This window comes from Rosettibacter primus, from assembly GCF_036860675.1.
In the GTDB taxonomy this organism is placed as follows: Bacteria; Bacteroidota; Ignavibacteria; order Ignavibacteriales; family Melioribacteraceae; genus Rosettibacter; species Rosettibacter primus.
In genome coordinates this window covers 1-26,750 of sequence record NZ_JAYKGK010000017.1, presented here as the reverse complement: position 1 = coordinate 26,750, position 26,750 = coordinate 1, and the positions used below count along the sequence as shown (strand labels likewise).

At 31.2% G+C, this 26,750-nt stretch carries 21 protein-coding genes, 5 tRNA genes and 1 pseudogene; 20 read left to right on the top strand and 7 right to left on the bottom strand.

The annotated features are described in order from the left end of the window. Positions 1-308 precede the first annotated feature (308 nt). Both VJY32_RS14065 and VJY32_RS14060 read right to left on the bottom strand, forming a co-directional pair. Positions 309-381: transfer RNA gene (locus tag VJY32_RS14065), tRNA-Gly, on the bottom strand. Positions 382-466: 85 nt separating this feature from the next. Continuing rightward, positions 467-988 (bottom strand): DUF2179 domain-containing protein, encoded by a 522-nt coding sequence (locus VJY32_RS14060; protein WP_353678565.1) that lies wholly within the window; start codon positions 986-988, stop codon positions 467-469. Positions 989-1,058: 70 nt separating this feature from the next. Between VJY32_RS14060 and VJY32_RS14055 the strand changes: the two genes are divergently transcribed. The 7 genes and pseudogenes from VJY32_RS14055 (at position 1,059) to VJY32_RS14025 (ending at position 5,723) form a co-directional block, all read left to right on the top strand. After that, positions 1,059-1,697, top strand: coding sequence for a protein-L-isoaspartate(D-aspartate) O-methyltransferase (locus tag VJY32_RS14055; protein WP_353678564.1), 639 nt, complete (start codon positions 1,059-1,061; stop codon positions 1,695-1,697). After that, positions 1,682-2,602: a tRNA (adenosine(37)-N6)-dimethylallyltransferase MiaA gene (gene miaA / locus VJY32_RS14050; RefSeq protein WP_353678563.1), complete on the top strand. Its 921-nt coding sequence runs from the start codon at positions 1,682-1,684 to the stop codon at positions 2,600-2,602. The genes VJY32_RS14055 and miaA overlap by 16 nt, the downstream gene beginning before the upstream one ends. A gap of 133 nt (positions 2,603-2,735) precedes the next feature. Continuing rightward, a protein-coding gene (prfB, locus tag VJY32_RS14045; protein ID WP_353678562.1) for a peptide chain release factor 2 occupies positions 2,736-3,837 on the top strand; the annotation gives its coding sequence in 2 pieces (ribosomal slippage) (positions 2,736-2,804 and positions 2,806-3,837; 1,101 coding nt in all). 12 nt (positions 3,838-3,849) lie between these two features. Then, positions 3,850-4,188, top strand: a complete 339-nt coding sequence (locus VJY32_RS14040) for a Crp/Fnr family transcriptional regulator (protein WP_353678561.1) — start codon at positions 3,850-3,852, stop codon at positions 4,186-4,188. A gap of 13 nt (positions 4,189-4,201) precedes the next feature. After that, positions 4,202-4,615 carry a secondary thiamine-phosphate synthase enzyme YjbQ gene (locus VJY32_RS14035; protein WP_353678560.1) on the top strand — a complete coding sequence of 138 codons (414 nt, stop codon included), beginning with the start codon at positions 4,202-4,204 and terminating at the stop codon, positions 4,613-4,615. 4 nt (positions 4,616-4,619) lie between these two features. Further along, complete coding sequence (locus VJY32_RS14030) at positions 4,620-5,390, top strand: glycosyltransferase family 2 protein (protein WP_353678559.1); 771 nt, start codon at positions 4,620-4,622, stop codon at positions 5,388-5,390. Beyond that, positions 5,368-5,723: pseudogene (locus VJY32_RS14025) on the top strand (MGMT family protein). Before VJY32_RS14030 ends, VJY32_RS14025 begins: the two are co-directional and overlap by 23 nt. On the opposite strand, the gene VJY32_RS14020 reads toward VJY32_RS14025, so the two are convergent. Together VJY32_RS14020 and VJY32_RS14015 are read right to left on the bottom strand one after the other, a co-directional pair. Continuing rightward, entirely contained in the window at positions 5,700-6,599 is a 900-nt protein-coding gene (locus tag VJY32_RS14020) for a toast rack family protein (protein ID WP_353678558.1), read from the bottom strand. The pseudogene VJY32_RS14025 and the gene VJY32_RS14020 overlap by 24 nt on opposite strands. A gap of 11 nt (positions 6,600-6,610) precedes the next feature. After that, on the bottom strand, positions 6,611-7,045 hold the full coding sequence (locus VJY32_RS14015; protein ID WP_353678557.1) for a PspC domain-containing protein: 435 nt from the start codon (positions 7,043-7,045) through the stop codon (positions 6,611-6,613). Between the two features lie 107 nt (positions 7,046-7,152). Between VJY32_RS14015 and VJY32_RS14010 the strand changes: the two genes are divergently transcribed. The 9 genes from VJY32_RS14010 (at position 7,153) to VJY32_RS13970 (ending at position 22,884) form a co-directional block, all read left to right on the top strand. Then, a complete protein-coding gene (locus tag VJY32_RS14010; protein ID WP_353678556.1) occupies positions 7,153-8,793 on the top strand; it encodes an NAD+ synthase in 1,641 nt (546 codons plus the stop codon). A 44-nt stretch (positions 8,794-8,837) separates the two neighbouring features. Beyond that, positions 8,838-10,589: a protein-disulfide reductase DsbD family protein gene (locus VJY32_RS14005; RefSeq protein ID WP_353678555.1), complete on the top strand. Its 1,752-nt coding sequence runs from the start codon at positions 8,838-8,840 to the stop codon at positions 10,587-10,589. Positions 10,590-10,671: 82 nt separating this feature from the next. Next, positions 10,672-12,513, top strand: a complete 1,842-nt coding sequence (locus tag VJY32_RS14000; RefSeq protein ID WP_353678554.1) for a 2-oxoacid:acceptor oxidoreductase subunit alpha — start codon at positions 10,672-10,674, stop codon at positions 12,511-12,513. Next, positions 12,503-13,543, top strand: coding sequence for a 2-oxoacid:ferredoxin oxidoreductase subunit beta (locus VJY32_RS13995; protein ID WP_353678553.1), 1,041 nt, complete (start codon positions 12,503-12,505; stop codon positions 13,541-13,543). Before VJY32_RS14000 ends, VJY32_RS13995 begins: the two co-directional genes overlap by 11 nt. Before the next feature lie 96 nt (positions 13,544-13,639). Further along, entirely contained in the window at positions 13,640-14,626 is a 987-nt protein-coding gene (locus VJY32_RS13990; RefSeq protein ID WP_353678552.1) for a DHH family phosphoesterase, read from the top strand. A 3-nt stretch (positions 14,627-14,629) separates the two neighbouring features. Beyond that, a complete protein-coding gene (locus VJY32_RS13985; RefSeq protein ID WP_353678551.1) occupies positions 14,630-16,126 on the top strand; it encodes a leucyl aminopeptidase in 1,497 nt (498 codons plus the stop codon). A gap of 144 nt (positions 16,127-16,270) precedes the next feature. Then, the gene (locus VJY32_RS13980; protein WP_353678550.1) at positions 16,271-18,445 is read left to right on the top strand and encodes an Ig-like domain-containing protein; all 2,175 of its coding nucleotides are present in this window, start codon (positions 16,271-16,273) and stop codon (positions 18,443-18,445) included. Positions 18,446-18,727: 282 nt separating this feature from the next. After that, positions 18,728-21,310, top strand: coding sequence for a M14 family metallopeptidase (locus tag VJY32_RS13975; RefSeq protein ID WP_353678549.1), 2,583 nt, complete (start codon positions 18,728-18,730; stop codon positions 21,308-21,310). Between the two features lie 119 nt (positions 21,311-21,429). Beyond that, entirely contained in the window at positions 21,430-22,884 is a 1,455-nt protein-coding gene (locus tag VJY32_RS13970) for a cyclic nucleotide-binding domain-containing protein (RefSeq protein WP_353678548.1), read from the top strand. Between the two features lie 51 nt (positions 22,885-22,935). Here VJY32_RS13970 and VJY32_RS13965 read toward each other — a convergent pair whose 3' ends face one another. Genes VJY32_RS13965 through VJY32_RS13955 form a run of 3 tightly spaced genes read right to left on the bottom strand, consistent with a single transcriptional unit; the run spans position 22,936 to position 26,076 of the window. Continuing rightward, entirely contained in the window at positions 22,936-23,622 is a 687-nt protein-coding gene (locus VJY32_RS13965; RefSeq protein WP_353678547.1) for an ABC transporter ATP-binding protein, read from the bottom strand. 1 nt (position 23,623) lies between these two features. Further along, on the bottom strand, positions 23,624-24,853 hold the full coding sequence (locus tag VJY32_RS13960; RefSeq protein ID WP_353678546.1) for an FtsX-like permease family protein: 1,230 nt from the start codon (positions 24,851-24,853) through the stop codon (positions 23,624-23,626). A gap of 2 nt (positions 24,854-24,855) precedes the next feature. Beyond that, positions 24,856-26,076 (bottom strand): ABC transporter permease, encoded by a 1,221-nt coding sequence (locus VJY32_RS13955; RefSeq protein WP_353678545.1) that lies wholly within the window; start codon positions 26,074-26,076, stop codon positions 24,856-24,858. 218 nt (positions 26,077-26,294) lie between these two features. Here VJY32_RS13955 and VJY32_RS13950 point away from each other — a divergent pair. The 4 genes from VJY32_RS13950 to VJY32_RS13935 all read left to right on the top strand — a co-directional run bounded on the left by VJY32_RS13950 (position 26,295) and on the right by VJY32_RS13935 (position 26,712). Beyond that, positions 26,295-26,369: transfer RNA gene (locus VJY32_RS13950), tRNA-Pro, on the top strand. Between the two features lie 64 nt (positions 26,370-26,433). Beyond that, positions 26,434-26,507, top strand: a tRNA-Arg gene (locus VJY32_RS13945). A gap of 46 nt (positions 26,508-26,553) precedes the next feature. After that, positions 26,554-26,628, top strand: a tRNA-His gene (locus VJY32_RS13940). A gap of 12 nt (positions 26,629-26,640) precedes the next feature. Next, positions 26,641-26,712 (top strand) — tRNA-Glu (locus VJY32_RS13935). The last annotated feature ends 38 nt before the right edge of the window (positions 26,713-26,750 follow it).

Below are 26,750 nucleotides of genomic sequence, written 5' to 3'. Positions count from 1 at the left end.
GGCGGTCGGATTCGCCCGCCAAAAATGGCGGGTTGCAGACCCTCGCCTTAGACCACTTGGCTACACCGCCAAATACTAAATTTTTTCAAAGAGGCGGCGGTCGGATTCGCCCGCCAAAAATGGCGGGTTGCAGACCCTCGCCTTAGACCACTTGGCTACACCGCCAAATACTAAATTTTTTCAAAGAGGCGGCGGTCGGATTCGCCCGCCAAAAATGGCGGGTTGCAGACCCTCGCCTTAGACCACTTGGCTACACCGTCGAAAACCTGTTTAAAAAAGAAATCCCGAATATAATCGGGATTTTTTAGAGCGGGAAACGGGACTCGAACCCGCGACATCAACCTTGGCAAGGTTGCGCTCTACCAACTGAGCTATTCCCGCATAATCATTTATAAAGAACCATAATTTTTGTGCGTAAATATAATACTATGACCAATTCTTAGCAATAATGAAATTATTTTTTCTTTTACACCCTTGGTCCATGCATATATCCCCTGTAAGGTCTCGAATGCTGAACTGTTATAAATGCGCGTTTATCTATCGATTCAACAATTTTTAAGACTTCTTCAAGATGTTTTCTTTTTATTATAACTATTATAATTGATACTCCTCCTGTACTGCCCTCTCCGGGTAATATTGTAACTCCAAAATTTGACATTCTTAATTTATTGGCAATATCATCTGTATGATGAAGTGATACAATATTAACCTGTGAAAATCCAATTGCAACTCTTTGTTCAAGTGTAACACCAAGTATATTACCTAATGCAAATCCTAATGCATAACCAATTAAATTTATTGTATTGTCTAAATGTTGAACTATATAACTCATAGCCAATATCCAGATTAACACTTCAAAAAATCCTACAAATGCTGCGTGATATTTTTTTGCTTGAACGACCAGCATCGTTCTGAAAGTGCCAAGTGTTACGTCTGCAATGCGCATACACATTATAATTACAGCGCTAAGTATACTTTCAAGTGTCATGAAATTAACTCAAAATATTTAATGATTATGTTTTATTTTAGCATATCAAAATTAAGAATTTATTTTTGAAATGTTTGAAGCAGAAAGAACAGAATTAGTAAATAACTTACGAAAAAAAGGGATTACTGATGAACGTGTTCTCGAGGCAATGCAGAAAGTAGAACGTCATCGTTTTGTTCCCGAAGCCGTTCAGCATCATGCATACAAAGATATTGCTTTGCCCATAGGTTATGGTCAAACAATTTCTCAGCCTTACACTGTAGCCATTATGACTCAAGCTCTGAAAGTTCAGCCAGGAGATAAAATTTTAGAAATTGGAACAGGCTCTGGCTATCAGGCCGCAATTTTGTATGAAATGGGAGCTAAAGTTTTTACTATTGAAAGAAATTACGAACTATACAATCGTGCATTAAAGATATTTGATGAACTTAATCTGAAAATTGCAGCAAGATGCAGTGACGGTACTATAGGCTGGGATGAATTTTCTCCATATAACGGAATTATTGTAACTGCAGGTAGTCCGTCAATTCCAAAAGCATTAAAAAAACAGTTGGCTGTTGGGGGAAGATTAGTAATCCCTGTAGGCGACCGCCAGACTCAGGTTCTCAAAATTCTTACTAAAATTTCAGATGAAGAATTTAGTGTAAATGAAATACCTTATTTTGCATTTGTCCCTTTAGTTGGCAAAGAAGGATGGAACGCAAAGTAATTGTAATTGTTGGACCAACCTGTTCTGGTAAATCTCAAGTTGCACTTAATCTTGCTGAAAGATTAAATACTGAAATAATCTCGGCTGATAGTCGTCAAATTTATAAATATTTATCAATTGGAACTGCAAAACCTACAGAAAATGAATTAAGTAAAATTAAACATCACTTTATTGATGTATTATCTCCAAATGAAGATTACAATGTTAGTCGATTTGAAGGTGATGCATTAAAAATTATAGATAGGTTATCAACAGAAAATAAAATTCCAATTGTTGCAGGCGGTTCTGGCCTTTATGTTAAAGCACTTGTAGATGGAATTATTAATGAAGTTTCTGTAGATGAAGAATATCGTCAGCAACTCAGAGTAAAAAGAGAAATTTATGGAAATGAATTTCTTTATAATGAATTAAAAAAAGTTGACCCAGTAAGTGCTTCAAAAATGCTTCCACAAAATTGGAAAAGAGTTATGAGAGCTCTTGAAGTTTATCATTTAACTGGTAAACCAATTTGGGAATTTCATCAATTACACAAGAGAGAAGCTGATTATCAGTTCTGTCAATTTGGTCTTATGTGGGAAAGAGAAGTTTTATACAGGAGAATTGAAGAAAGAGTTGATTCAATGATTGAAAATGGTTTGATAGAAGAAGTAAGAAATATATTATCTATGGGATTTCCGAAAAGCTTGAACTCTCTCAATACAGTTGGATATAAAGAAATCATATCGTTTTTAGAAAATGAAATTACACTTGATAAAGCAGTTCAATTGATTAAAAGAAACACAAGAAGATTTGCTAAAAGACAATTGACATGGTTCAGGAAAGATAATAGAATAAAGTGGATTCAGATTTCAAATGAAAATGATTTACTTTACACTCCGGATATTATTTTAAAGAGCCTTACTTAGTCAAAAATTTTATCAACGCACCGTATCAAAATAAAATGTAAATTTGATACTGAAATTTTTAATAATTCCTGAAATTGTTTCCATAACTAATTCTACTAATCTTAATAAGAAAAAATAAATCAAAGGAGTAAAAATGTTCGAAGAGCAGTTAAGAAAATTAAATGAGCTGGAAGAGAAAATAAAAAATTTAAGAGGTTATCTTTAAATTAGATGATAAAGTAAAGCAAATTTCAGAAATACAAAAAAAATCAGAAGCTCCTGATTTCTGGAATGATCAGAAAAATGCTCAAGCACTCTTGCAGAAGTCAAAATCTCTTCAACTGTGGGTTGATGCCTGGAATGAATTAGATAAAAAAGAGAAACATTTGAGAGAATTTATTGAACTTGCTCAATCGGAAAATGATGAATCTCTTGAAAGTGAAATTGAAAAAGAACTTGAACAAATTCAAAAAGCATATTCTGAATTAGAACTTAAAAGCATGCTAAGTGGAAAAGATGATGATAAAAATTGCATACTTACAATTCATTCAGGAGCAGGAGGAACAGAAGCACAGGATTGGGCTGAGATGTTAATGCGTATGTATTTGCGTTGGGGTGAACAAAATGGTTATAAAATGACTTTAATTGATTATCTAGAAGGAGAAGGTGCAGGAATAAAAAGTGCAACAATAGAAGTTGAAGGCCCATTTGCTTATGGATATTTAAAAGCTGAGAATGGTGTTCATAGACTTGTTAGAATTTCACCTTTCGATGCAAATAAAAGAAGGCATACTTCATTTGCATCTGTTTTTGTGATTCCTGAAGTTGATGATACTATTGAGATTGAGATTAATCCTGCAGATTTAAAAATTGATACTTTTCGCTCTGGTGGTAAAGGCGGTCAAAATGTAAATAAAGTTGAAACTGCTGTAAGAATTACGCATATTCCAACTGGAATTGTTGCAACCTGTCAAACAGAGAGGTCGCAGCTTCAGAATAAAACAAATGCAATGAAACTTTTGAAAGCGAAACTTTATCAGCTTGAATTAGAAAAACAACAAGCAGAATTAAGTGAATATGAAAAAAATAAAATGAAAATTGAATGGGGAAGTCAAATTCGTTCTTATGTTTTTCACCCTTATAACATGGTTAAAGACCACAGAACTGGCTACGAGACTTCTGATACACAGGCTGTTATGGATGGCGATATAAATAATTTTATTAGAGAATACCTTTTAAAATTTTCTCAGAATTAAAAGGAATTATTTATGGCAAGACTAAAAAAATATATGAAAGGAGAAATTATTGCCAACGAAGGAGAAAAAGCAAATAAACTTTTTATCCTTGTCGATGGCAAAGCAGGAATATTCAAGAATGGAGTTAAAATTAGTGAGTTTGAAAAAGAAGGCACAATACTTGGCGAAATGAGTTTGATATTAAAAAAACCACGTACCGCTTCAATTCTTGCCATGACTGATGTTGAACTTCTCGAAGTTGAAGGCCAAATTGAAGATATAATAAAACAATATCCAGATATATCACATAAAATTATTTACAGTCTTGCAGAGCGACTTGCTAAAGTAACAGAAGAATTTTCACATCAATAAATAAAGGGTTTTTATGAAAAGCTATACTGAATATCTCTGGTTTAATACAGCAAAAAGAAGAGAGTATATAAATATTACAGGTGAAGTCGAGAAAGCATTAAAGAAAAGCGGAATCAAAGAAGGAATGGTCCTTGTATCTGCTATGCATATTACTGCTGGAGTTTATGTTAATGATGCAGAAAGTGGTTTAATTCAGGATATTGATGAATGGCTCGAAAAAATTGCACCTTATAATCCACACTATAGGCATCACCGAACAGGAGAAGATAATGGAGATGCACATCTGAAGAGTTTACTTATTCATCACGAAGTTATAATTCCTGTTACAGATGGAAAACTCGATTTTGGTCCATGGCAACAGGTTTATTATGCTGAATTTGATGGACAAAGAAGAAAGCGTGTAATTATTAAAATTATTGGAGAATAAGTTATTGAGTTCTCCAAGAAAAAAAATTTCAGTTACAATTATAACTTATAATGAAGAGAAAAATATAAGGGATTGTCTTGAAAGTGTAAAATGGGCAGATGAAATTATTCTCGTTGATTCTGAAAGCAATGATTCAACAATTGAGATTGCAAAGAATTATACTGATAAAATTTTTATAAGAAAGTGGGAAGGATATTCATCTCAAAGAATTTTTTCATTGCAGCAAGCAAGTAATGAGTGGGTGTTAAGTCTTGATGCAGATGAACGAGTTTCTGATGAATTAAAAAATGAAATAGAAAAAATTCTAATTCATGATGATGGGTTTAATGGTTATTACATTCCAAGAAGAAATTATTTCCTCGATAAAGTTATTAAATCATGTTTTTGGTATCCAGATTATCAACTGAGATTAATTAGAAAAGATTTTGCAAAGGTAAATGTTAGAAAAATTCATGAGGGTTTTGAAGTTACAGGTAAAAAGAATTATTTGAAAAGTGATATAATCCATTACACTCACCAGAATCTAAAAGAAACTTTTAAAAAAATAAATGAGTATTCCTCGCTTCAAGCTGAAGAAAAAGTTAATGATAAAAAAGTAAAGCCATATGATTTAGTAATTCATCCTTCTGCAGCTTTCTTAAATCATTTCATTTCTCGAAAAGGATATAAAGATGGAATTTATGGATTGATGGTATCTCTTGTTCATATGATTACAAACATGATGACATACATGAAAATGTGGGAATTGCAAAATGTTCAAAAAGAAAAAAATTGATAAAAAAGATTTCTTCGATAAAGTATATAAAATCGTATCAAAGATTCCCAAAGGAAAGGTAACTACTTATGGTGCATTGCAGAAGCATGTGGAATTAAATCTGCTGCAAGAACAGTTGGCTGGGCTTTGAATAATGCAAAGAATAGTAATTTACCATGTCATCGTGTTGTTAATAAATCTGGAGCATTAACTGGAAGAATGCATTTTGGCGACCCATTTTTAATGGAAGAACTCTTACGAGCTGAAGGAATTGAGTTCGATGAAAATAAATATGTTAATATGAAAAAACATTTCTGGCAACCAAAGAAATTAATATCGAACAATTTTAAATGATGACACACCTCCGTTGATTTTTATCGAAATTTTTTTGTTTGCACTTTCATAATCAGGAGTTTCAAAAAGGTTTGAATCAACTTTTTTCAAACCATCTAAATCACGGGACATTAAAACCATGTCGCCTTCTAATTTGCAGCCCGATGTTTCTGGAATATAAATCTTGATTTTTGCAGCACCCATCTCAATATCAACATCTGTAAAATCTGATTTATCTCCTAATTTCAATATCACATTTGAAGCCCCAGTTTTTAATCTTACATTTTTTATTTTATAACTTGTTAAATCGAATTTAGCTTTTGCTGCACCTAAATCAAAAGATAAATCCCATTCAGGAATTTCATTGAGGTGTATTTTTAATTTGTTTTTAATTTTTGAATTAGGAAAATTGAATGTATTTTTTTCCAGATTGAAATCAATATAACATACACTATCACTTTTTGTTGAGTTTAATTCATAATCTGCCCAGTTGCCATAACCTTCTCCAAGTATTAATTTGTCAGTTGGGTCAGCGATTTCAAAAAACCCTGCTCCAGATTTAAAATTTAATTCAGCATATTTGATTGTGCTGTCATATTCTTCAAAGTAAGTTTCTTTTAACTCATTCTCATCATGAGTGGACCAATCAAAATTTGAAAAGATATTTGCAATTATTCCATAAATCATTACTGCTAAATAAATCCCTATTAATGCACTTAGTATTGGTCTGATAAATGAATTTTTGAAAATTACCATTGCACCCCAGATAATAAAAATGAGTGGCCATATATCCCAAACAAAAGAAAAATCCGAACTAATAAAATTATATTTGGTTAATAAAAATAATGCACCCAATGTAACTAAAAAGAAACCCCACGAGAATTGTTTACTTTTCATTTCACACCTCTTTATTTACTAACCGAATTCCAAATTAAAAATATTCCAATAATTACAAGAGTTAATGGTATAATATCTTCAAAACAAAAAGCAGGGATGAATCTTTCAGCTAATAATAACAAACCAATTATTATAAGTATGCCACCTAAAATCACACGTCCGCTGCCATTTCTTTTATGTTCTATTACTGTCTTTTGTGAATCAATATTCTCATCTGCTGAATCTTTAGGAGTTTCTTTATCAAAATTGTATGCAACTTCAAATGGTTCTTCCGGAATAATTATCCAGAATATGATATAAAGTAATACTCCAATTCCATTGATTAATGTGAATAAAACAAAAATTACTCTCATCAGAATTGGGTCTAATCCAAAATACTCTGCTAAACCACCTGCAACTCCGCCGAGTACTCGAAATTTCCTCGAACGATAAAGTTTCTTTTGCATAAAACCTCCTGCAGAAATTTGTTCGATTATTGAGACGGTTAATTTCTTAAAAGGTTTGAATTAAGAACTATACTTACTAATTTTCTTTTAATAAAAAAATTATTTTTATGAAAATAGCAATTTGTCAATATAATCCCATAATTGGGGATCTAAAAGGAAATACAGAAAAAATATTAGATGGTTATAAAAAAGGAATTAATGATGGAGCAGATTTAGTTGTATTCCCTGAATTATTTATTTGTGGTTATCCTCCACTGGACCTTGTAGAGAAAAAAGAATTTCGAGATGCAGTAAAAAATGCAACAGAAGAAATTGCAAGCTTAACTACAAATACCGGATTAATTTTTGGAACAATAACAGAGGACTATGAAGAATTAGTTGGAACTGGAGTTTACAATTCTGCTGTTCTTTGTTATAACGGGAAAATTCAATTTGCTCAAAGTAAAACATTAATTCCTAATTATGATGTATTTGATGAAGTAAGATATTTTGAACCTGCAAAAGAAGTTCGTATTCATGAATTTAAAAATGAAAAACTTGGCATTTCAATTTGTGAAGATATATGGAATGATGCAGATTACTGGAAAAAACGCCGTTATCCAGTTGACCCGGTTCAAAAGCAAGTAGAACTTGGAGCAACTCTTTTAATAAATATTTCTGCAAGTCCCTATGCTTACGGTAAACGAAAAGAAAAATACAATATGTTGAGTGTACTAACCAGGACGGATAAGCTTCCATTAGTTTATGTTTGTTGTGTTGGTGCTCAAACGGAATTAATATTCGACGGTGCAAGTATGTGTTTTAATTCCGATGGTCAATTGTGTTTGATTGGAAAAGCTTTTGAAGAAGATTATATTATCTTCGACACCAAAAAAAATTATAACGAAATTAACGAAGTAGAATCATCATTTGAAGAAGAGGCATTAAATGCATTGATATTAGGATTGAGAGATTATGCAGCAAAGACAGGTTTTAAAAAAGCATTGGTTGGGTTAAGCGGTGGAATTGATTCGGCATTGGTTACATATATTGCTGTAAAAGCATTAGGTAAAGAAAATGTTCATGTCGTAATGATGCCTTCAAAATATTCAACTGAGGGAAGTATTAAAGATTCAGAGAAACTAATTCGTAATTTGAGCATCTCATCAGATAAAATTTCTATTCAACCTGTATTTGATAAAACTATAGAAATGCTAAAAGATGCTTTCAAAGGTAAAGCCGAAGATATTACAGAAGAAAATATTCAATCAAGAATTCGAGGTTTGTATTTAATGGCTTTATCTAATAAACATGGTTATCTTTTATGCACGACAGGCAATAAATCTGAAATGGCAACAGGTTATGCAACTTTATATGGTGATATGTGTGGAGCTTTAGCTGTTATTGGAGATGTTTACAAAACTCAGGTTTATCAAATTGTGGATTACATTAATCGAAATGAGGAAATTATTCCGAAAGAAATTATTCAAAAAGCTCCTTCAGCTGAATTAAGACCTAATCAAAAAGATCAGGATACACTTCCTCCTTATGATTTACTTGATAAAATATTAAAAATGTACCTCGAAGAACAAAAAGAGCTAAATGAAATTTCTAAAGCAATTGGTGATTATGATGTAGTTAAGAAAGTCTTAAGAATGGTGGACATCAATGAATTTAAAAGAAAACAATCAGCCCCTGTTTTAAGAATTTCCACAAAAGCTTTTGGTTATGGAAGAAGATATCCAATTGTTCAAGGCTGGAGAAAATAAAGTTTTTAATCAGAAATGTTAAGGATTTTAGAAAGGGAAAAATTATGCTAAAAAAAATATTACTTGTTTTAATTCTTATCTCAGGAATTAATTATCCTCAATTTAATTCAAATGATCTTGTAAAATTAGAATTGATTAATGGCCAGGATGTTGCTCATCAGAATTCTAATTATAAATTTGCTGTTAAAGTAAAAATTAAAGATACATGGCATATTAATTCTGATAAACCTAATGAAGATTATCTTATTCCAACACAATTAATTTCTCTTGATAGCAGGTTTCCTTTTGCAAAAATAATTTTTCCAGAAGCAAAGGAGCTAAAGTTTAGTTTTTCAGAAAAACCTGTTTCTGTTTTTGATGGAGAAATTTTAATTGCCGGGTTACTCCGAATTGACGCAAATATTCCTCTTGGAACTTACAAAGTTCCTGTTCAGCTTAAATATCAAGCCTGCAATAATGAAAGTTGTATGCCTCCATCTAAAGTAATTGATACAGTTACAATTAATGTAGTTGATGCATCAATAAAGATTAATGAAGTCAATCAGAAAATTTTTCGAGAAATAAAATTTGAAGAAATAAGTAATAATGAATCTGGTGAAAATTCTATTGCTTCATTACTCGAATCAAAAGGTTTACTTTTAAGCTTGTTATTTATTTTTATTGGAGGATTGGCACTTAATTTAACTCCATGTGTTTATCCGTTAATCCCAATTACAGTCGGATATTTTGGAGGACAAAGTGAAGGCAGAACAAACAAACTTTTCTTACTTGGCTTGCTTTATATTATGGGGATGGCAATTACTTATTCAATAATAGGTGTAGTAACTTCATTAAGTGGAGCAGTTTTTGGAACGCTTCTTCAAAATCCTTTTGTGATTATTGCTATCTCACTGCTGTTTGTAATTTTATCATTAAGCCAGTTTGGAGTTTATGAATTTAAGTTGCCAGATTCATGGGTAATGAAAGCTGGTGGTGCAAAGGCTGGTTTATTTGGTGCATTTTTTATGGGTTTGACTATGGGTATTGTTGCAGCTCCGTGTATTGGTCCTTTTGTTTTAGGGTTGGTTACATATGTTGCTGCAAAAGGAGATCCTTATTATGGATTTTTAATGTTCTTTGTTCTTGCTCTTGGACTTGGTTTACCTTATTTATTTCTTGCATTATTTTCTGGAAAGATTAAAAAATTACCGCGTGCAGGTGATTGGATGGAAGGCGTTAAACATATATTTGGTTTTCTGCTTCTTGGTATGGCTATTTATTTTATAAGTCCACTCTTCCCAAAAAATATTAACATTTATTTTCTCCCGGTTTTTGGAATAATTGCAGCTTTCTATTTATTGTTCATTGATAGAATGGGTAATAAAGTTTTGCCGTTCAAATTTTTTAAAATAATTTTTTCACTGATAGTAATTGTATTTTCTGTTTATTCAATTATTCCTTCAGAAAAATCTGCGCCTGACTGGAAAAAGTTTTCAGAAAGTGATTTTCAAAATGCAATTTCTAATAATCAAAAAATTGTGATTGATTTTTATGCAGATTGGTGTATTCCCTGTAAGGAATTAGATGCCCTAACATTTTCTGATAGAAGAGTAATTGAAGAGTTAAAGAATTTCACAGCATTTAAAGTTGATATGACTCAAACATTATCTGAAGAAACAGAAAAAATAAGGAATAAATTTAATATTGTAGGTATGCCAACAATTTTAATTGTTGATTCTAAGGGAAATGAAGTGGAAAGACTTACAGGTTTTGTTAATGCAGAAGAATTTCTTAAAAAACTTCAAAATGTGAGATGATTTTAGTGCATTTAATTTTGTTATTTATTTATCTATTTTTAAGCAGATAAAAAGAAAAATTAATTTATTTTATGAGTAGAGTATGGCAAAAATAATTCAAATAGTAGAAGATGTAACAGTAAGGTTTGCTGGTGATTCCGGTGATGGAATGCAGCTTACCGGCTCTCAATTTACCGATACGACTGCAATAGTCGGTAATGATTTAAGTACACTTCCAGATTTTCCTGCAGAAATTCGTGCCCCTGCTGGTTCGTTATCTGGAGTTAGTGGATTTCAACTTCATTTTAGTAGCAAGGATATTCAAACTCCTGGAGATACACCGGATGTTCTTGTTGCAATGAATCCTGCTGCACTAAAAGTTAATCTTAAGGATCTAAAACCAAATGCAACTATCATTGTTAATTCAAATGCATTTGATGCAAAAAACTTAAGACTTGCAAATTATGAATCAAATCCACTTGAAGATGGAACATTATCCGGCTATAATGTTATTCCAGTTCCATTAACTCAATTGACAATGTCAGTTCTTGAAGATATAAATATATCTACAAAAGAGAAAGAAAGATGTAAAAACTTTTTTGCATTAGGATTGATGTACTGGATGTTTAATCGGCCGCTTGAAATTACAATGAAGTGGCTTGAAACAAAATTTAAAAATAAACCTGAAATTCTTGAAGCAAATAAACGAGCACTCCAGGCTGGATATAATTATGGTGATACAACAGAAATATTCACAACAAGGTACGAAGTAAAAGCAGCTAACCTTCCCAAAGGAATTTATAGAAATATTTCAGGTGATGAAGCTACTGCACTTGGTTTTGTTGCAGCTTCTCTTAGAAGTGGATTAAAACTTTTTCTTGGTTCTTATCCGATTACACCTGCATCAGAAATTTTGCAGGAATTAAGTAAGTATAAAGAATATGATGTTGTAACATTTCAGGCAGAAGATGAGATATCAGGAATTTCTGCTGCTATTGGAGCAGCTTTTGCAGGTTCACTTGCAATAACTACAACTTCAGGTCCAGGCTTATCACTTAAAACAGAAGCTATGGGATTAGCCGTAATGACCGAACTTCCACTTGTTATTGTCGATGTTCAAAGAAGTGGACCAAGCACTGGAATGCCTACAAAAACTGAACAGGCAGATTTGCTTCAAGCAATGTTTGGTAGACATGGTGAAGCTCCTCTCGTTATATTAGCAGCAAAAAGTCCTGCAGATTGTTTCTTTAAGGCAATTGAAGCTTCTAAAATTGCAATAGAATTTATGACTCCGGTTATTTTATTGACTGATGGATATTTAGCTTTTGGTTCAGAACCTCTTAGAATTCCAAAATTCGAAGAATTACCAGAAATAAAAGTTAATTTCAGAACTAATCCAGATGGCTTTTATCCTTATTTGAGAGATGAAAATTTAGTTCGTCCGTGGGCAATTCCAGGAACACCTGGATTGGAACATAGAATCGGCGGACTTGAAAAGAAAAATATTTATGGTAATGTAAGTTATGATCCAATTAATCATGAAGAAATGGTTAAAATTAGAAAACAAAAAATTGATAATGTTCAAAAAGTTATACCAGATTTAGAAGTTGAAGGCAATCAAGAAGGTGAATTGCTCGTATTAAGCTGGGGCAGTACTTATGGAGCTATTCATGAAGCAATAGAAAATGTTAAATCAAATGGCTATAATGTATCGCAGGCTCATTTGAGTTATATTAATCCATTCCCTAAAAATTTAGAAGATGTTTTGAAAAGATTTAATAAAATTTTAATTCCTGAACTTAATATGGGTCATTTAGCGTTCTTAATAAGAAGTAAATTTCTACTTGATGTTATTCAGTTAAACAAAATACAAGGAAGACCATTTAAAGTATCTGAAATTGAAAATAAGATTATTGATGTCTTGGGAGGAAACAATGGAAACTAAAATAGATGAACTAAACACAGAAATAAAATATACTGCAAAAGATTTTTCATCTGGCGAAGATGTAAAGTGGTGTCCAGGCTGTGGCGATTATTCAATTCTTGCACAGGTTCAAAGAACATCGCCTAACTTTGGTGAAAGAAAAGAAAATATTGTATGGGTTTCGGGCATAGGCTGTTCAAGCAGATTTCCATACTACATGAATACATATGGATTTCATGGAATACACGGAAGAGCAGCTGCAATTGCAACTGGTGTAAAACTTGCTAATCCAAAATTGCAAGTATGGGTTGCTACTGGCGATGGTGATATGCTTAGTATCGGTGGTAATCATTTTATTCATGCCTGCAGAAAGAATGTTAACATAAAAATTGTTCTATTCAATAATAAAATTTATGGATTGACAAAAGGTCAATATTCTCCAACATCAGAAAAAGGCAAAATTACTAAATCATCACCATATGGTACAGTAGATTTTCCGTTTAATGCAATTAAACTTGCTGATGCAGCCGGTGCTACTTTTATTGCAAGAACAATTGATACAGAAACAAAACATATGCAGGAAATGCTATTGAGAGCATCAAAACATAATGGACTTGCTTTTATTGAAGTCTATCAAAATTGTGTGATTTTTAATGATGGCGCTTTCTCACATCTTACAGATAAAAACTTGAAAACAGAGAATGTTCTGTATCTTGAACATAACAAACCACTTGTATTTGGAACTAATAAAGACAAAGGGATTAAACTTGACGGATTAAATCCTGTTGTAATTAATTTGAATGATGGTGTTCACTCAATTAATGATTGCTGGGTTCATGATGAATTTGATGAAAATCCGACGCGTGGCTTTATTTTATCAAGATTTATTGATATTCCAGGCATGCCTACTCCTATTGGTGTTTTCCGTCAATTCAATAAGCCTACTTTTGATGGCGATTATATGAAGCAAATAGAAGAAGTAAAATCCAAAAAAGGACAGGGCACCTACGAGAAACTAATGTTTTCAAATAATCTCTGGGAAGTTGCTTAATTATAATTGAGAAAATTATTTATTTCATTTAAGGCGAAGCTCATACTTCGCCTTTTTAATTTTATTATTTTTGTTTAATTATTTCCGAGTTATTCTATGAATAAATTCAACATTTTAAAAAATATTATTGAGAAAAATAATTCATTTATTCTTACAACTCATGTAAATCCTGATGCTGATGCAATTGGTTCGGAATTAGCACTCTATTTTATTTTAGAAAAATTTAATAAGAAGGCTTATGTAATTAATCATAGTGCAACTCCTTACAATCTTGAATTTCTTGATGAAAAAAAAATTATTCAAAAATTTGATGCTGATGTTCATCAAAAATTATTTGATGAAACTGAAGTTCTAATTTTTGTTGATTTAAATCGAGTAAATAGAGTAGTTAAACTCGAAGAGCTTGTTAATAACTTCAAAGGAATTAAAATCTGTATTGACCATCATCAAGACCCGGAAAATTCTTTTGATTATATTTTTGGAAATACAGAATATTCTGCAACTGGAGAAATCATTTATGATTTTATAAAAGAAACATCTATAGTAAGTATTGATTATAAAATTGCATATCAACTTTATGCTGCAATAATGACTGATACAGGCTCATTTCGATATGAACGCACATCATCGAAGATTCATAAAATTGCCGCTGAACTTCTTGATGCAGGAGTTAACCCAACCGAAGTATACGAAAAAGTTTATAACCAGTTTAACTTCAATAGAATTAAATTATTGGGAAAAGCACTAAGCTCAATGGAATTAGATTCCACTGGAAAAATTGCTTATATGACAGTAACTCAGAAAGACCAATTAGAATACAACACAACAGAAGATGATTTAGATGGATTTGTTTCATATTGTCTTTCAATTAAAGGAGTTGTTATTGGAATTTTGTTTTATGAATTGAATGATGGAGTAAAAATAAGTTACAGGTCAAAGGGAGATATTCCAGTAAATAAACTTGCAGAAGAATTTGGCGGCGGTGGTCATATCAATGCTTCTGGCACAAGATTATACAATGTTAAACTTGATGATATCAAATCTAAGGTAATTGAAAAAGCTAAAAATTATCTAAAGGAGTAAGAGATGTTATTTAATCTAAAGTTTAAGGCAGAAAATGATTCAATTACTTTTGAAGAAAATTCAGCACTCATTAAATTTTTTATCGATAGTGATAAACTTGAAAATCAACTTAAACATTTTTTTGATTCACTTGGATTAAAATTAGGAAATCTTCAAAGGAAAAATTTTCTTGATAAAAAAAATGATGAGATAATTTATTACAGCAATGAAGGTGAACCTTCTGCCATCTTTATTAAAAAAGTGAAATTAGATAAGGAATTCAATCAGGACTACTTCAGAAATTATTTTGCTGGTTTAATTCAATCTTTGCATAACAAAAAATTAAATACTATTCATATTATTACACCGGTTTTTGAACATTTCAAAGATTATTTTGATGATATTTCATATCTAATTCAATCCATGATTGAAGGGATTGCATTAGGAAATTACACTTTTGAAAAATATAAATCAGATAAAAAGCAGAAAGAAAATCTCGATGTTAAAATACATTATACTGATACAAAATTGTTGAACAAAGTTATTGACTTTACTGAAAAAATTATGTCGGCTGTTTATTTTGTGAGAGATTTAGTAAATGAACCCGCAATTAATTTAACACCAATGGAATTTGCCTTAAGGACAAAAGCCGAACTGCAAAGCTCAGGGATTAATGTTAAAATTTTTGATAAAAGAGAATTAGAAAAAAGAAAGATGAATGCAATACTGGCAGTTGGAAATGCAAGTGAAAATCCGCCATGCTTGATTGTTTGCAATTACAAACCAAAAGTTAAATCGAAGAAAAAAATTGCATTGGTTGGGAAAGGAGTTACATATGATTCTGGAGGTTTATCTATCAAACCAACAAGCGGAATGGTTGAAATGAAAGCTGATATGGCTGGAGGAGCAGTTGTAATTGGCATCTTAAAAGCAGCGGCACTTTTAAGATTACCTGTAGAGTTGATTGGAATTGTTCCAGCTGTTGAAAATATGCTTGGTGGTAAATCGTATAAACCGGGTGATGTAATAATAAGCTCATCTGGTAAAAGTATTGAAGTTAAAGATACTGATGCAGAAGGAAGAATTATACTTGCTGATGCTCTTCATTTCGCATCTCAACAAAAGCCAGATGAAATTATTGACTTTGCTACGTTAACTGGGGCTTGTGTTGTTGCACTTGGCGAAATTGCTGCGGGTTTGTTTACAGTAAATGATAAACTCGCCGAAGATTTATTAAAATCATCAAATAAAACTTATGAAAGATTATGGCGTATGCCTTTCTGGAACGATTATAAATCAATGATAAAAAGTGACATAGCAGATGTTGCTAATTTAGGTCCTCGCTGGGGCGGAGCAATTACAGCAGGTAAGTTCCTTGAACATTTTGTTGATGAAAAAATTCCCTGGGCACATATCGATATTGCAGGGCCAGCCATCAAACATAAATCAAATAATTACACAAAAAAATATGATACAGGTTTTGGGGTAAGATTTATGATTGATTACTTGATGAACATATAGAAATTTATCGTTATAATAATTTTTTATCATATTAATAAGGTTTTCAAAAATTACTCCCTTTATCATTTTATTCATATTAAACTTTTTTCTGGCATTTTAATTGTTTAATATGTCTCTTTGCTAAAATAACTTTGGGGAGTGAAAATGAAGTTTTTGAAATTAATTGCCATTTTTTCTATTTCCTTTTCAAGTATTTTATTTTCACAGAATAGTAGAATAAAGTATAATAATCAGGATTTATTTTTAAGCGGGACAAATTTAGCCTGGTTAAGCTTTGCACAGGATATTGGAGTAGGCAAAACAGATTTAAATTCTTTTGCAGATATTTTTCTTTCAATTCATGATAATGGGGGTAATGCTGTTCGATGGTGGCTTCATACAGATGGAACTGCTACTCCTCAATTCAATGACTCCGGCTTTGTTGTTGGTCCCGGTAAAACTTCAATATCTGATATGAAAAAGGTTCTTGACCTTGCCTGGGAACGAGAAGTTGGTGTTATTTTAACACTATGGTCTTTTGATATGCTAAGGGCTAACAAAAATCCAGTTGTATTAAACCGGAATATGAAATTATTAACTGATACAAATTATACACGAGCATATATTAACAATAGTTTGATTCCAATGGTTGATTCATTAAAAGGTCATCCAGCAATTATAGCCTGGGAAATTTTTAATGAACCCGAAGGAATGAGTAATGAATTTGGCTGGAGTGAAATAAAACATGTTCCAATGTCAGCAATTCAAAGATTTATAAATTTATGTGCAGGTGCGATTCATAGAACTGACCCAACTGCTAAAGTTACAAATGGTACTTGGCATATTATTGCATTAACAGATGTAACACCGCCTCCGCTTGCTAAAACAAGTGTTGAATTTGCTCAGATGACTGAGCAGGAAAAGATGGACATGGAAAATCGGTTCTTCAAAAAATATGGTTTTTATCTTACTGCAGATGAAATTATACGGCATTTTCAAAAAGTTACAAGCGTACAAAATTATAATTATTATTCAAATGAACGATTGATAGCTGCAGGCGGTGATAAAGATGGAATATTAGATTTTTATACTGTTCATTATTATGACTGGGCAGGTAAAACTTATTCACCTTTTCATAGACCTGCAACTTTATGGGCACTGGATAAACCTCTTGTTGTTGCTGAATTTCACTTGAAGAATACATTTGATATCCCAAAAGAATATCTTTATGTATCTCTGTATAATAATGGTTATGCAGGTGCACTTGCATGGTCATGGACAGACAATGCTGTTACGAAAGTTGAAGATATTTTGTCAAGTCTAAAATTTATGTGGGATAATTTCAAAACTGCTGTAGATGTTAATGGTATTGGAGGAGATTGGCCTACTGTTTCTATTACAAATCCTGTCAGCAATGCTGAATTCCCCGAAAACGCATCTATTAAAATTGATGCTACTGCTTCTGATAATGATGGCTTTGTTGTTCTTGTTGAATTTTTTGTTAACGATACTCTTAAAATCGGAGAAGCTACAGCTGAACCTTATTCTATTACATGGTCAAATGTTAAGTCTGGAATGTATATTCTAACTGCAGTTGCAACGGATAATCAAGGTCATAAAAGAACATCGAATAGAGTTCAAATAAAAGTTGGTACTCCACAATTTGTAAGATTAGAAGCTGAAAGAGCTAAGCGGACAGGGTCGGCATTATCAATAAAAAGTGACCCTAACGCAAGTGGCGGTTATTTTGTAGATGTTCCTACTAATGCACCCGGAACAACTATTACGTGGACATTTACAAATTACGCAGGTGCAGGTACATATGAAATTGCTTTCGGATATAATTTGTTTTATGATACTCCAAAAGGACAATTCATAAATGTAAATGGAGTTCGTATTGGTGAAATAATGTTTGATGGTCCAATAAAAGTGTGGCAGGAGAAAAAAATTAATATTAACCTCATCGAAGGCCAAAATACAATTCAAATGGAAATGTCATGGGGATGGATGTATGTTGATTACTTAGCTGTGCCAAGCAATGTTGTAACTTCTGTTGTTTACAATGAACAAATCCCATTGCAATTTGTCTTAGAACAAAATTTTCCAAATCCTTTTAATCCGTCGACAACAATTAGATATTCAATTGCTAAATCTGAACATGTAAGGTTAATTGTTTATGATTTATTGGGAAGAAAGGTTGCATCACTTATAGATGAAGTCCAAAATCCAGGAATTTATACTGTTAATTTCAATGCATCTAATTTATCGAGTGGAGTATATTTCTATAGAATTGAAGCAGGCATGTTTTCAGATACAAAACGAATGATACTATTAAAGTAAAATACTTTTTTGAAATATGTATTATGCAGAGTAACTGATTTAGTTATTCGTAAAAATTATCAATTGTTCCGTTTTCTAAATGAAACTTCTTACTATACTTAAAATTTTTTAATGTATTTTTTTAGTTAATATTTGACGAAAGTTTGTTATTGAGTCTGATTTAAAAAACTTCTTTACAGATTTTCCCCTTAAATTTTTTTACATCTAACAAGAAAAATTTTTGTGTTTATTTGTTATTCTATTTTATAATTTCCAATCAGCAAATAATACTTTGGAGAAAAAATGATTACGAGAATTATCCTATTAATTTTTTCTTTTATAACAATTCTATATTCACAACAAATTAAATCACCTGAAGAATTTCTTGGATTTAAAGTTGGAACTGATTATAAGATTGCTAACTATGAAACCATTCATAGTTATTTCAAACATCTTGCACAATTTTCAAACAAAATAATTTATAAAGAAATTGGAAAGACTTCACTCGGCAGAGATATGTTTATGGCTGTAATAAGTTCAGAAGAAAATATTAAAAATGTAGATAGATTTCGTGAGATAATAAAAAAACTTTCAGACCCAAGAAAAATTTCTGATGATGAAGCAAAATTATTGGCAAAAGAAGGTAAAATAATAGTTCTTGTTACTTGCAATATTCATTCAACAGAGATTGCGTCTTCACAGATGTCGATGGAACTGGCTTATAATTTACTTACAAATAAATCCAGTCAAGAAATTATTGATGCACTAAATAATGTCATTTTTATTTTAATGCCATCTATTAATCCCGATGGTACTTCAATGGTAGTTGATTGGTATTACAAAAATTTAAATACAGAATTTGATGGAGCTCCAATGCCATGGCTTTATCATGTATATGCAGGTCATGATAATAATCGAGATTGGTTTATGTTTAATCTGTCAGAAACAAGAAATGTAATTAAAGTTGCATATCATGAATGGATTCCACAAATATGGCTTGATGAACATCAAATGGGCAGCAATGGTGCAAGATTATTTTTAGTTCCATATAAAGACCCGATTAATCCAAATGTAAATCCATTGATATGGAGATGGCAGGGAGTGATAGGAAGTTTAACAGCATTACATCTTGATAAACTTGGATACAATGGAATTATCAATCAAGCATTATTTGAAGCATGGTGGGAAGGTCCAGCAAGTGATTGTGGACTTTGGCATAATCAAATTGCTCTGCTTTCTGAAATGGCTAGTTGTAATATTGCAAGCCCAATTTATATTGACCCTTCTGAGATTAAAGCTACAAATGAAATTACTACTTATGATATAAGAACTAATTATCCAAATCCATGGCGTGGCGGCTGGTGGCGTCTACATGATATTGTCAATTATGAATTAGCTCTTACAGAAGCTTTATTAAAAATTTCTTCGGATTATAAAGAAGAATTATTGCTTAATTTTTATAATATGGCTAAAGAAGCAATTCAAAAAGGAAAAACTGAAAAACCATTTGCTTATATAATTCCCCGTCAACAAAATGACCCGGTTACTACTTCAAAGATGATTGAAATACTTCAACTTGGTGGTGTGGAAGTTAATTTTATCGACAAAGAATTTCAGATTGATAATGTAATTTATCCCGCAAATAGCTATATAATTTATTTAGCTCAACCAAATGGCAGATATGTTAAAGATTTATTTGAAGAACAAAATTATCCTGACCTTCGAAAATCTAAAAACGAACCTCCTCTAACTCCTTATGATGTTGCTGGCTGGACTTTACCTTATTTAATGGGTGTAAAATTCTATCAAATTGATAAACCCTTTGAAATTAATTCTGTAAAAATTAACGAGCCATTATATCAAAATGGATTTGTTAGCGAAGATAATGGAAAATATTTTATTGCTCCTTCTGGATTGAATGTAAATTCTGCTTTAATAAATCGTCTGCAAAAAAATGGAATTCCAGTTTACTGGAATACTGAAAAACTTGTTAATAATGGTAAAACATATAATCAGGGTTCTGTAGTAATTGAAGTAAACAGTAAATCAAAACAAATAATTAAAAAAGCAGCTTCAGAATTGCATCTTCAAATTGATGTTGTAGATGATATTCATAAAGAAAAATTAAAAGAAATAAGAAAAATTACAGTTGGTTTATATCAGCCGTGGACTGCGAACATGGATGAAGGCTGGACAAGATTATTATTGGAAAATTACGAATTTAATTTCATTACACTTCATAACAAAGATTTCAAGGATAAAAAACTAAAGCAAAAATGTGATGTGATTATTATTCCCGACATGAGTGCAGATATTATTAAAAATGGTAAACCAAGTGGTGATGCAGCAAGATTTTATAGACCAAAACCAGCAGAGTATGATAGTGGGATTGGGAAAGTTGGACTGGAAAATTTGAAAAATTTTATCGAAAAGGATGGAGGTTATTTAATTACACTTGGCGAGGCATGCAACTTTGCCATTGAAGATCTAGGATTAAGAGTTACGAACGTTCTCAAGAATCTTAAAAGCAATGAATTTTTCTGTCCAGGTTCGTTATTAAGAATTAAAGTAGATAATACAAATCCAATTGGTTATGGAATGGAACAAGAATCTATAGCATACGTAAGTGATAATATTGCTTTTGCCACCACAATACCTTTTGGGAAATATGATAGAAGTATTGTTGTTCGGTTTCCTGACAAAAATTTATTGAAATCCGGATTTCTAATTGGAGAAGATTATTTATTTAATAAAGCTGCGATTGTTGATGTAAAACAAAAAAATGGCCATGTTATTTTGATGGGTTTCAAAGTCCAAAATCGCCACTGGACATTTGGTACTTTCAAATTATTATTTAATGCAATTCATTATGCAGGAATGATTTGATTTTTAACTTTGATGAGCAGAAATTTATGATGCAGGTTGTTATCATGATTTTTATTTCATTCAGCTTGGATAATTAAAGTATAGTTAAAGCACGATAAATACCAGGAGAAAAATTATTTATGAATTACAATAAAAAGTCTCAGATAATAATAGCATTATTGATTTTTGTATTTACTGGGTTCTTAAACTTTACAAATGTTTTTTATGTAACCGTGAGCAATTACAAAGAGTATCCTACTGATTATGTTTTTATGATTTTAGTTAATATTCTCTTCTGGTATTCTTCGGCTTATCTGTTGAATTATATAATCAATTATTTCTTCTGGGAAAAAATATTCAAACTATCAACACGAAAAATTTCATTTGAATGGAGCAGAGAACTTGTATCATCTCTAATCTACACTATTGCTACAGCTGTAATATTGAAGAATTCTTTCTGGATAAATTTTGATTTCTTCTGGATTACTATTTTAATTCTACTATTTCTTGTGCAAATGGCTGTTAGACCAAAAGTTCTATCACTATTTCCACGAGAAGCTTTCGCAAGAGTTAGACCTTTTAATGTTGGTGATTGGATTACTATTAAGAGTAAAAATGGAAATAATTTGATTACAGGGATGGTAGAAAATATAACTCGTGGTTCAGTTGTAATTAAGAATGAAAATAATAATCGTGTTTTTATATCTATGAATATTTTATCGGATGTTTTGATTGAAAATCATACATCACTAAATGAATATTCTAAATTCAGCACAAAGATATGCCTTGACCATTCAATTCCAGTAAAAAATGTAAAAAGAATTTTATTATCCACACTCGAAAATATTTATTACGAAAAAAATCTCTCGGATGCGCCCGAACCGCAAGTTTTAATTAATAATGTAAATGAATTAGGAATTGTATATGAATTAATTTATTGGTTAAAACCATGGAAAGAAATAAGTCCGGATGAATTTAATGATATTGTTCTAAACGCTTCTCTTGAAAACTTAAGTTATGCTGGAATTTATCCTGCATATAAGAAAAATGATGTTTATATAGGAAACTATCAACGAAAATTTTATGATATCAATTTAATTGAAGACCGTAAAAAAATTCTTCAGAACATTGAGCTATTAAAATTTCTTAATGAGGATGAACTTAACAGCATTGCTTCTAATATTTTAGTTAAAGGTTTTGATAAAAATGAAGTTGTTATTAATGAAGGAGAAGAAGGCGACTCAATGTTTATACTTGTTGAGGGATTATTAAATGTTTTTGTTAAAAATAAAGAAGGAATAGACGTTCATGTGGGAAACTTGAAAGCCGGTGATTTTTTTGGTGAGATGTCATTATTTACAGGTGAACCTCGTTCCGCAACTATTAAAGCTAAAACAAAATGTTTGATATTTGAAATTAACAAAGATATAATATCACCTGTAATTCATAATAGAACTAATCTTGTGGAAGAATTCGGGAAAGTTATTGCTGAAAGACAGTCAATTAATGTTGATAAAATTTCACAGTCAGAAATTCAGGTAAAATCAAGAATTAAAATAATTGCAGATAAAATTAAAAAATTCTTTGGTCTATAAATTTGTTAAACTCTCCTTACAAGAACTTTATGATTTATTCTTACTTTTTAGTTATTCTGCATTGAAAATTAATCCATCTTTCATTTCATAAACATAGTCGCCCAAATTAATTAAAGAAGGATTGTGTGTAACAATTAAAAAAGTGATTCCAAATTTTTTATTAAGTTCAATAAAAAGATTATTAACAACTTCACTATTCTGTGAATCAAGATTTCCTGTTGGTTCATCAGCAAGAATGATTGATGGTTCGTTTGCAAGTGCTCTTGCAATTGCAACTCTTTGCTGTTCACCGCCTGAAAGTTCTGAAGGTTTATGGTGAATCCTTTCTTTTAATCCAACTATATCAAGTAGTTCTTCTGCTTTTTTTACAGCTTGCTTAAGTGAAATTCCGTTAATCATAATTGGTATAGCAACATTTTCTAATGCATCAAATTCTGGAAGAAGATGATGGAACTGAAAAACAAATCCAATATTTTTATTTCTGAATGAAGATAATTTATCATCATCAAGTTTGAAAATGTTTGTGTTTTTAATTATTACTTCACCACTGTCGGGGAGGTCAAGTCCACCAAGAATATGAAGGAAAGTACTTTTTCCCGCCCCAGATGCTCCTACAATCAAAGTAATTTTTCCTGCTTCAACATTCAGAGAAATACCTTTTAATATTTCTAATTTTTTTTCTTTTGTTTTGTAAAAAGATTTTTTTATGTCTTTGGCTTCAATTATATAATTATTCATGTCATTCATATTTTATTGAATCAATAATTATTGTGTTTGCAGCTCTTTTAGCCGGGTAGAGTGAAGCAATAAATGAAAGAAACATTGCCATTAATCCTACAGCAATTATATCTGTTACTTCAATTTTTACCGGCATTGCATTAATTATATATTTTGTTGGGTCTAAAGGATAAAAATTATATTTTATTTGGAGATAACAGATAATCAATCCTGTAGCTAATCCTATAATAGTTCCAATAATTCCTACGAGTAATCCTTCTAACATAAAAATTTTCAGAATTGATTTTTTTTCTAATCCCATAGTACGTAAAACTCCAATATCTTTTTTCTTTTCAAGAACCGTCATTGTTAATGAAGCAAAAATATTGAATGTTGCAACGGCAATAATTAAACTTAATAAAATATAAGCTGACCATCTTTCAACTGTCATAACACTGTACAAATCTTTATGAAGGTCATACCATGTGTTGACAGAAAATAAATTTGTATTAAGAATTTTTTGCAAATCCTTTTTAACTTTTTCTGATTTCTCAATTTTTTCCAAACGTAATTCATAACCAGTGAAATTATTTTTTAAGCCAAATAATTTTTGTGCTGATTCTAAAGAAGTAAATGCATAAGAAATATCATAATCGCGATTGTTGGTTTCGAAAATTCCTGTAACTACAAATTTCCTTGTAGAAGGAAGTGCTAATGAAGTAATAGTTCTTTCAATATTGTATGCAGATGTAACATAAATTACATCTCCAATTCTTGCTGAAAGTCGAAGTGCTAATGGCAAACTTAAAATAATTTTGCTGGTATTATCAGTATTTTCTATGTCAAATTTACCGCTGATGATTTTGGTTGGAATTCCCCAATTCTCATTTTTCAATGATGGTGGGATTCCTTTTAGAGTCACAATCTCATAGCTTTTTTTATTAATTAGAAGTGATTTTCCTTCTGCAAAAGGATAATATGTTTTAACATCATGAATTTTTCTTATAGCAGATTCTAATTCATTAATTTTTGAAAAAGCATTTTCATCAGTAATCGATATACGAATATGAGGGTCAAAGCTGATTAAGATTGAAGTAACAAGAGAACTAAAACCATTAAAAACTGAAAGAACAATTATAAGTGCGGCTACACCAATTGCAATTCCAGCAGTTGATAGAAAAGAAATTATTGTTATTAAATTTAATTTGTGTTTAGTTCTAAAATATCTTTTTGCAATAAATAGTTCTATCATTTTTAATCAAATCTAATTGCTGAAATGGGTTGAATACGTGATGCAACAAAAGCAGGAATAAGCGATGCTATGAATGATACTGCGAGTGTAATTAAAGAAACAATTAAGTAATTATCAATCGTAATGAAAAGAGGCACTTTTGTTACAAAATAAATTTTTTCTGGAAGAGAAATAATATCAAATTTTTCTTGAATTAAACTCATTATTAAAGCAAGCATGTTACCAAGGAATAATCCCGAGACAGTTAAATAAATACCATGAATAAGAAAAACTTTTACAATCAATTTTCTGCTTGCTCCAAGTGAACGAAGAATCCCAATTTCATTTGTTCTTTCAAGTACAATCATCAATAATGTTCCTACTATGTTAAAAGTAGCAACAAAAATTATTAATCCAAGAATAATTGGTATTGGCTCTTTTTGAAGTTCAAGCCATGTAAAAATATTTTGATGAATATTAAAAACAGTTTGAACATAGTAGGGATAACCAAGAAAATCCTGAAGTTTATCGGCAATGGAATTAATGTTCGAAATATTTTTCAGCTTAATATTATATCCCGAAATTTCATTTTCCATACCGAATAATTCTTGCGCACTTTGAAAGTTTATGTATGCAGTTAAATCATCATAATCAGCCATTCCACTTTCAAAAATTCCGTCAACTTGGAATTGCATGATGGCTGGCGGGTTATCTAAAGAAGGTATTTGGTCATGTCGTAGTGAAAAAAGTGTAATTTTATCGCCAACTTTTACAAAAAGTTTTTCTGCTAATTTTTTCCCAAGAATAATTTTATCCTTATTCTCAATGAAATTGATTTTACCTTCAATTATATATTTTTTCAAAATTATGTTAAAAGATTCTTTTTTTAACCCTGTTATAGTTATTCCCTCGGATAATCTTTTGGATTTTATAATAGCAAGTTTTGATACAAATGGGTCAATTTTTTCAATATCCTCAGGGAATTGATTTTTAATTAGATTAAGAATTTCAGGATTATCAGGCAAATTTCTTTTTCCGAATGAAGATATTTTTATATGATAATTAAGATTGATAATTTTTTCTGTAACAATTTTTTGAAATCCATCGAGCACAGTTAATGCAATAATAACAACACAAACTCCAATAGAAATTCCGATTATGGTAATTGTCGAAATTGTTGAAATAAATCGAGAATCTTTTTTTGATTTTATATACCTGCTTGATAAAAAGAAAGTTATTGGCATAAAGTATTTTATTTGTTAATGGCAAAAATAGAAATATTAAGTTTTATATTCCCGTATTGTATGATTATTGTGCAGTTAGTTTATTAAAATAGAAACACAATAAAATAATTCTAAGCATCAAATTGACATTTCTGATTCAAAGATATATTTTTGAAAGCCAAATTGTTATGGACTAGGTATTTTAATTTAGCAGTTTACCAATTTGACATTTTGAGTGGCGGGGAGTAGCTCAGCCCGGCTAGAGCGCTTGGTTTGGGACCAAGAAGTCGCAGGTTCGAATCCTGTCTCCCCGACAACTTTATGTTCTTTACTTAGTGTTTTCAGAACTACTAGCTCATCATATTAAGTTTTAATTAAGCGCCAGTAGCTCAATAGGATAGAGCATCAGCCTTCTAAGCTGAGGGTTAGTGGTTCGAGTCCACTCTGGCGTACAAAGTTTTTCGGGTTGTAAATTAACCGATATAAAAAGTTTGTATGGTGAGCATAGCTCAGTTTGGTTAGAGCATCTGGTTGTGGCCCAGAAGGTCATGGGTTCAAGTCCCATTGCTCACCCACAAAATTTTAGGCCCCATCGTCTAACGGTTAGGACATCACTCTTTCAAGGTGAAAATACGGGTTCGATTCCCGTTGGGGTCACAAAAGCATTTCTCAAAATTCAATTCAAAATTAATTAC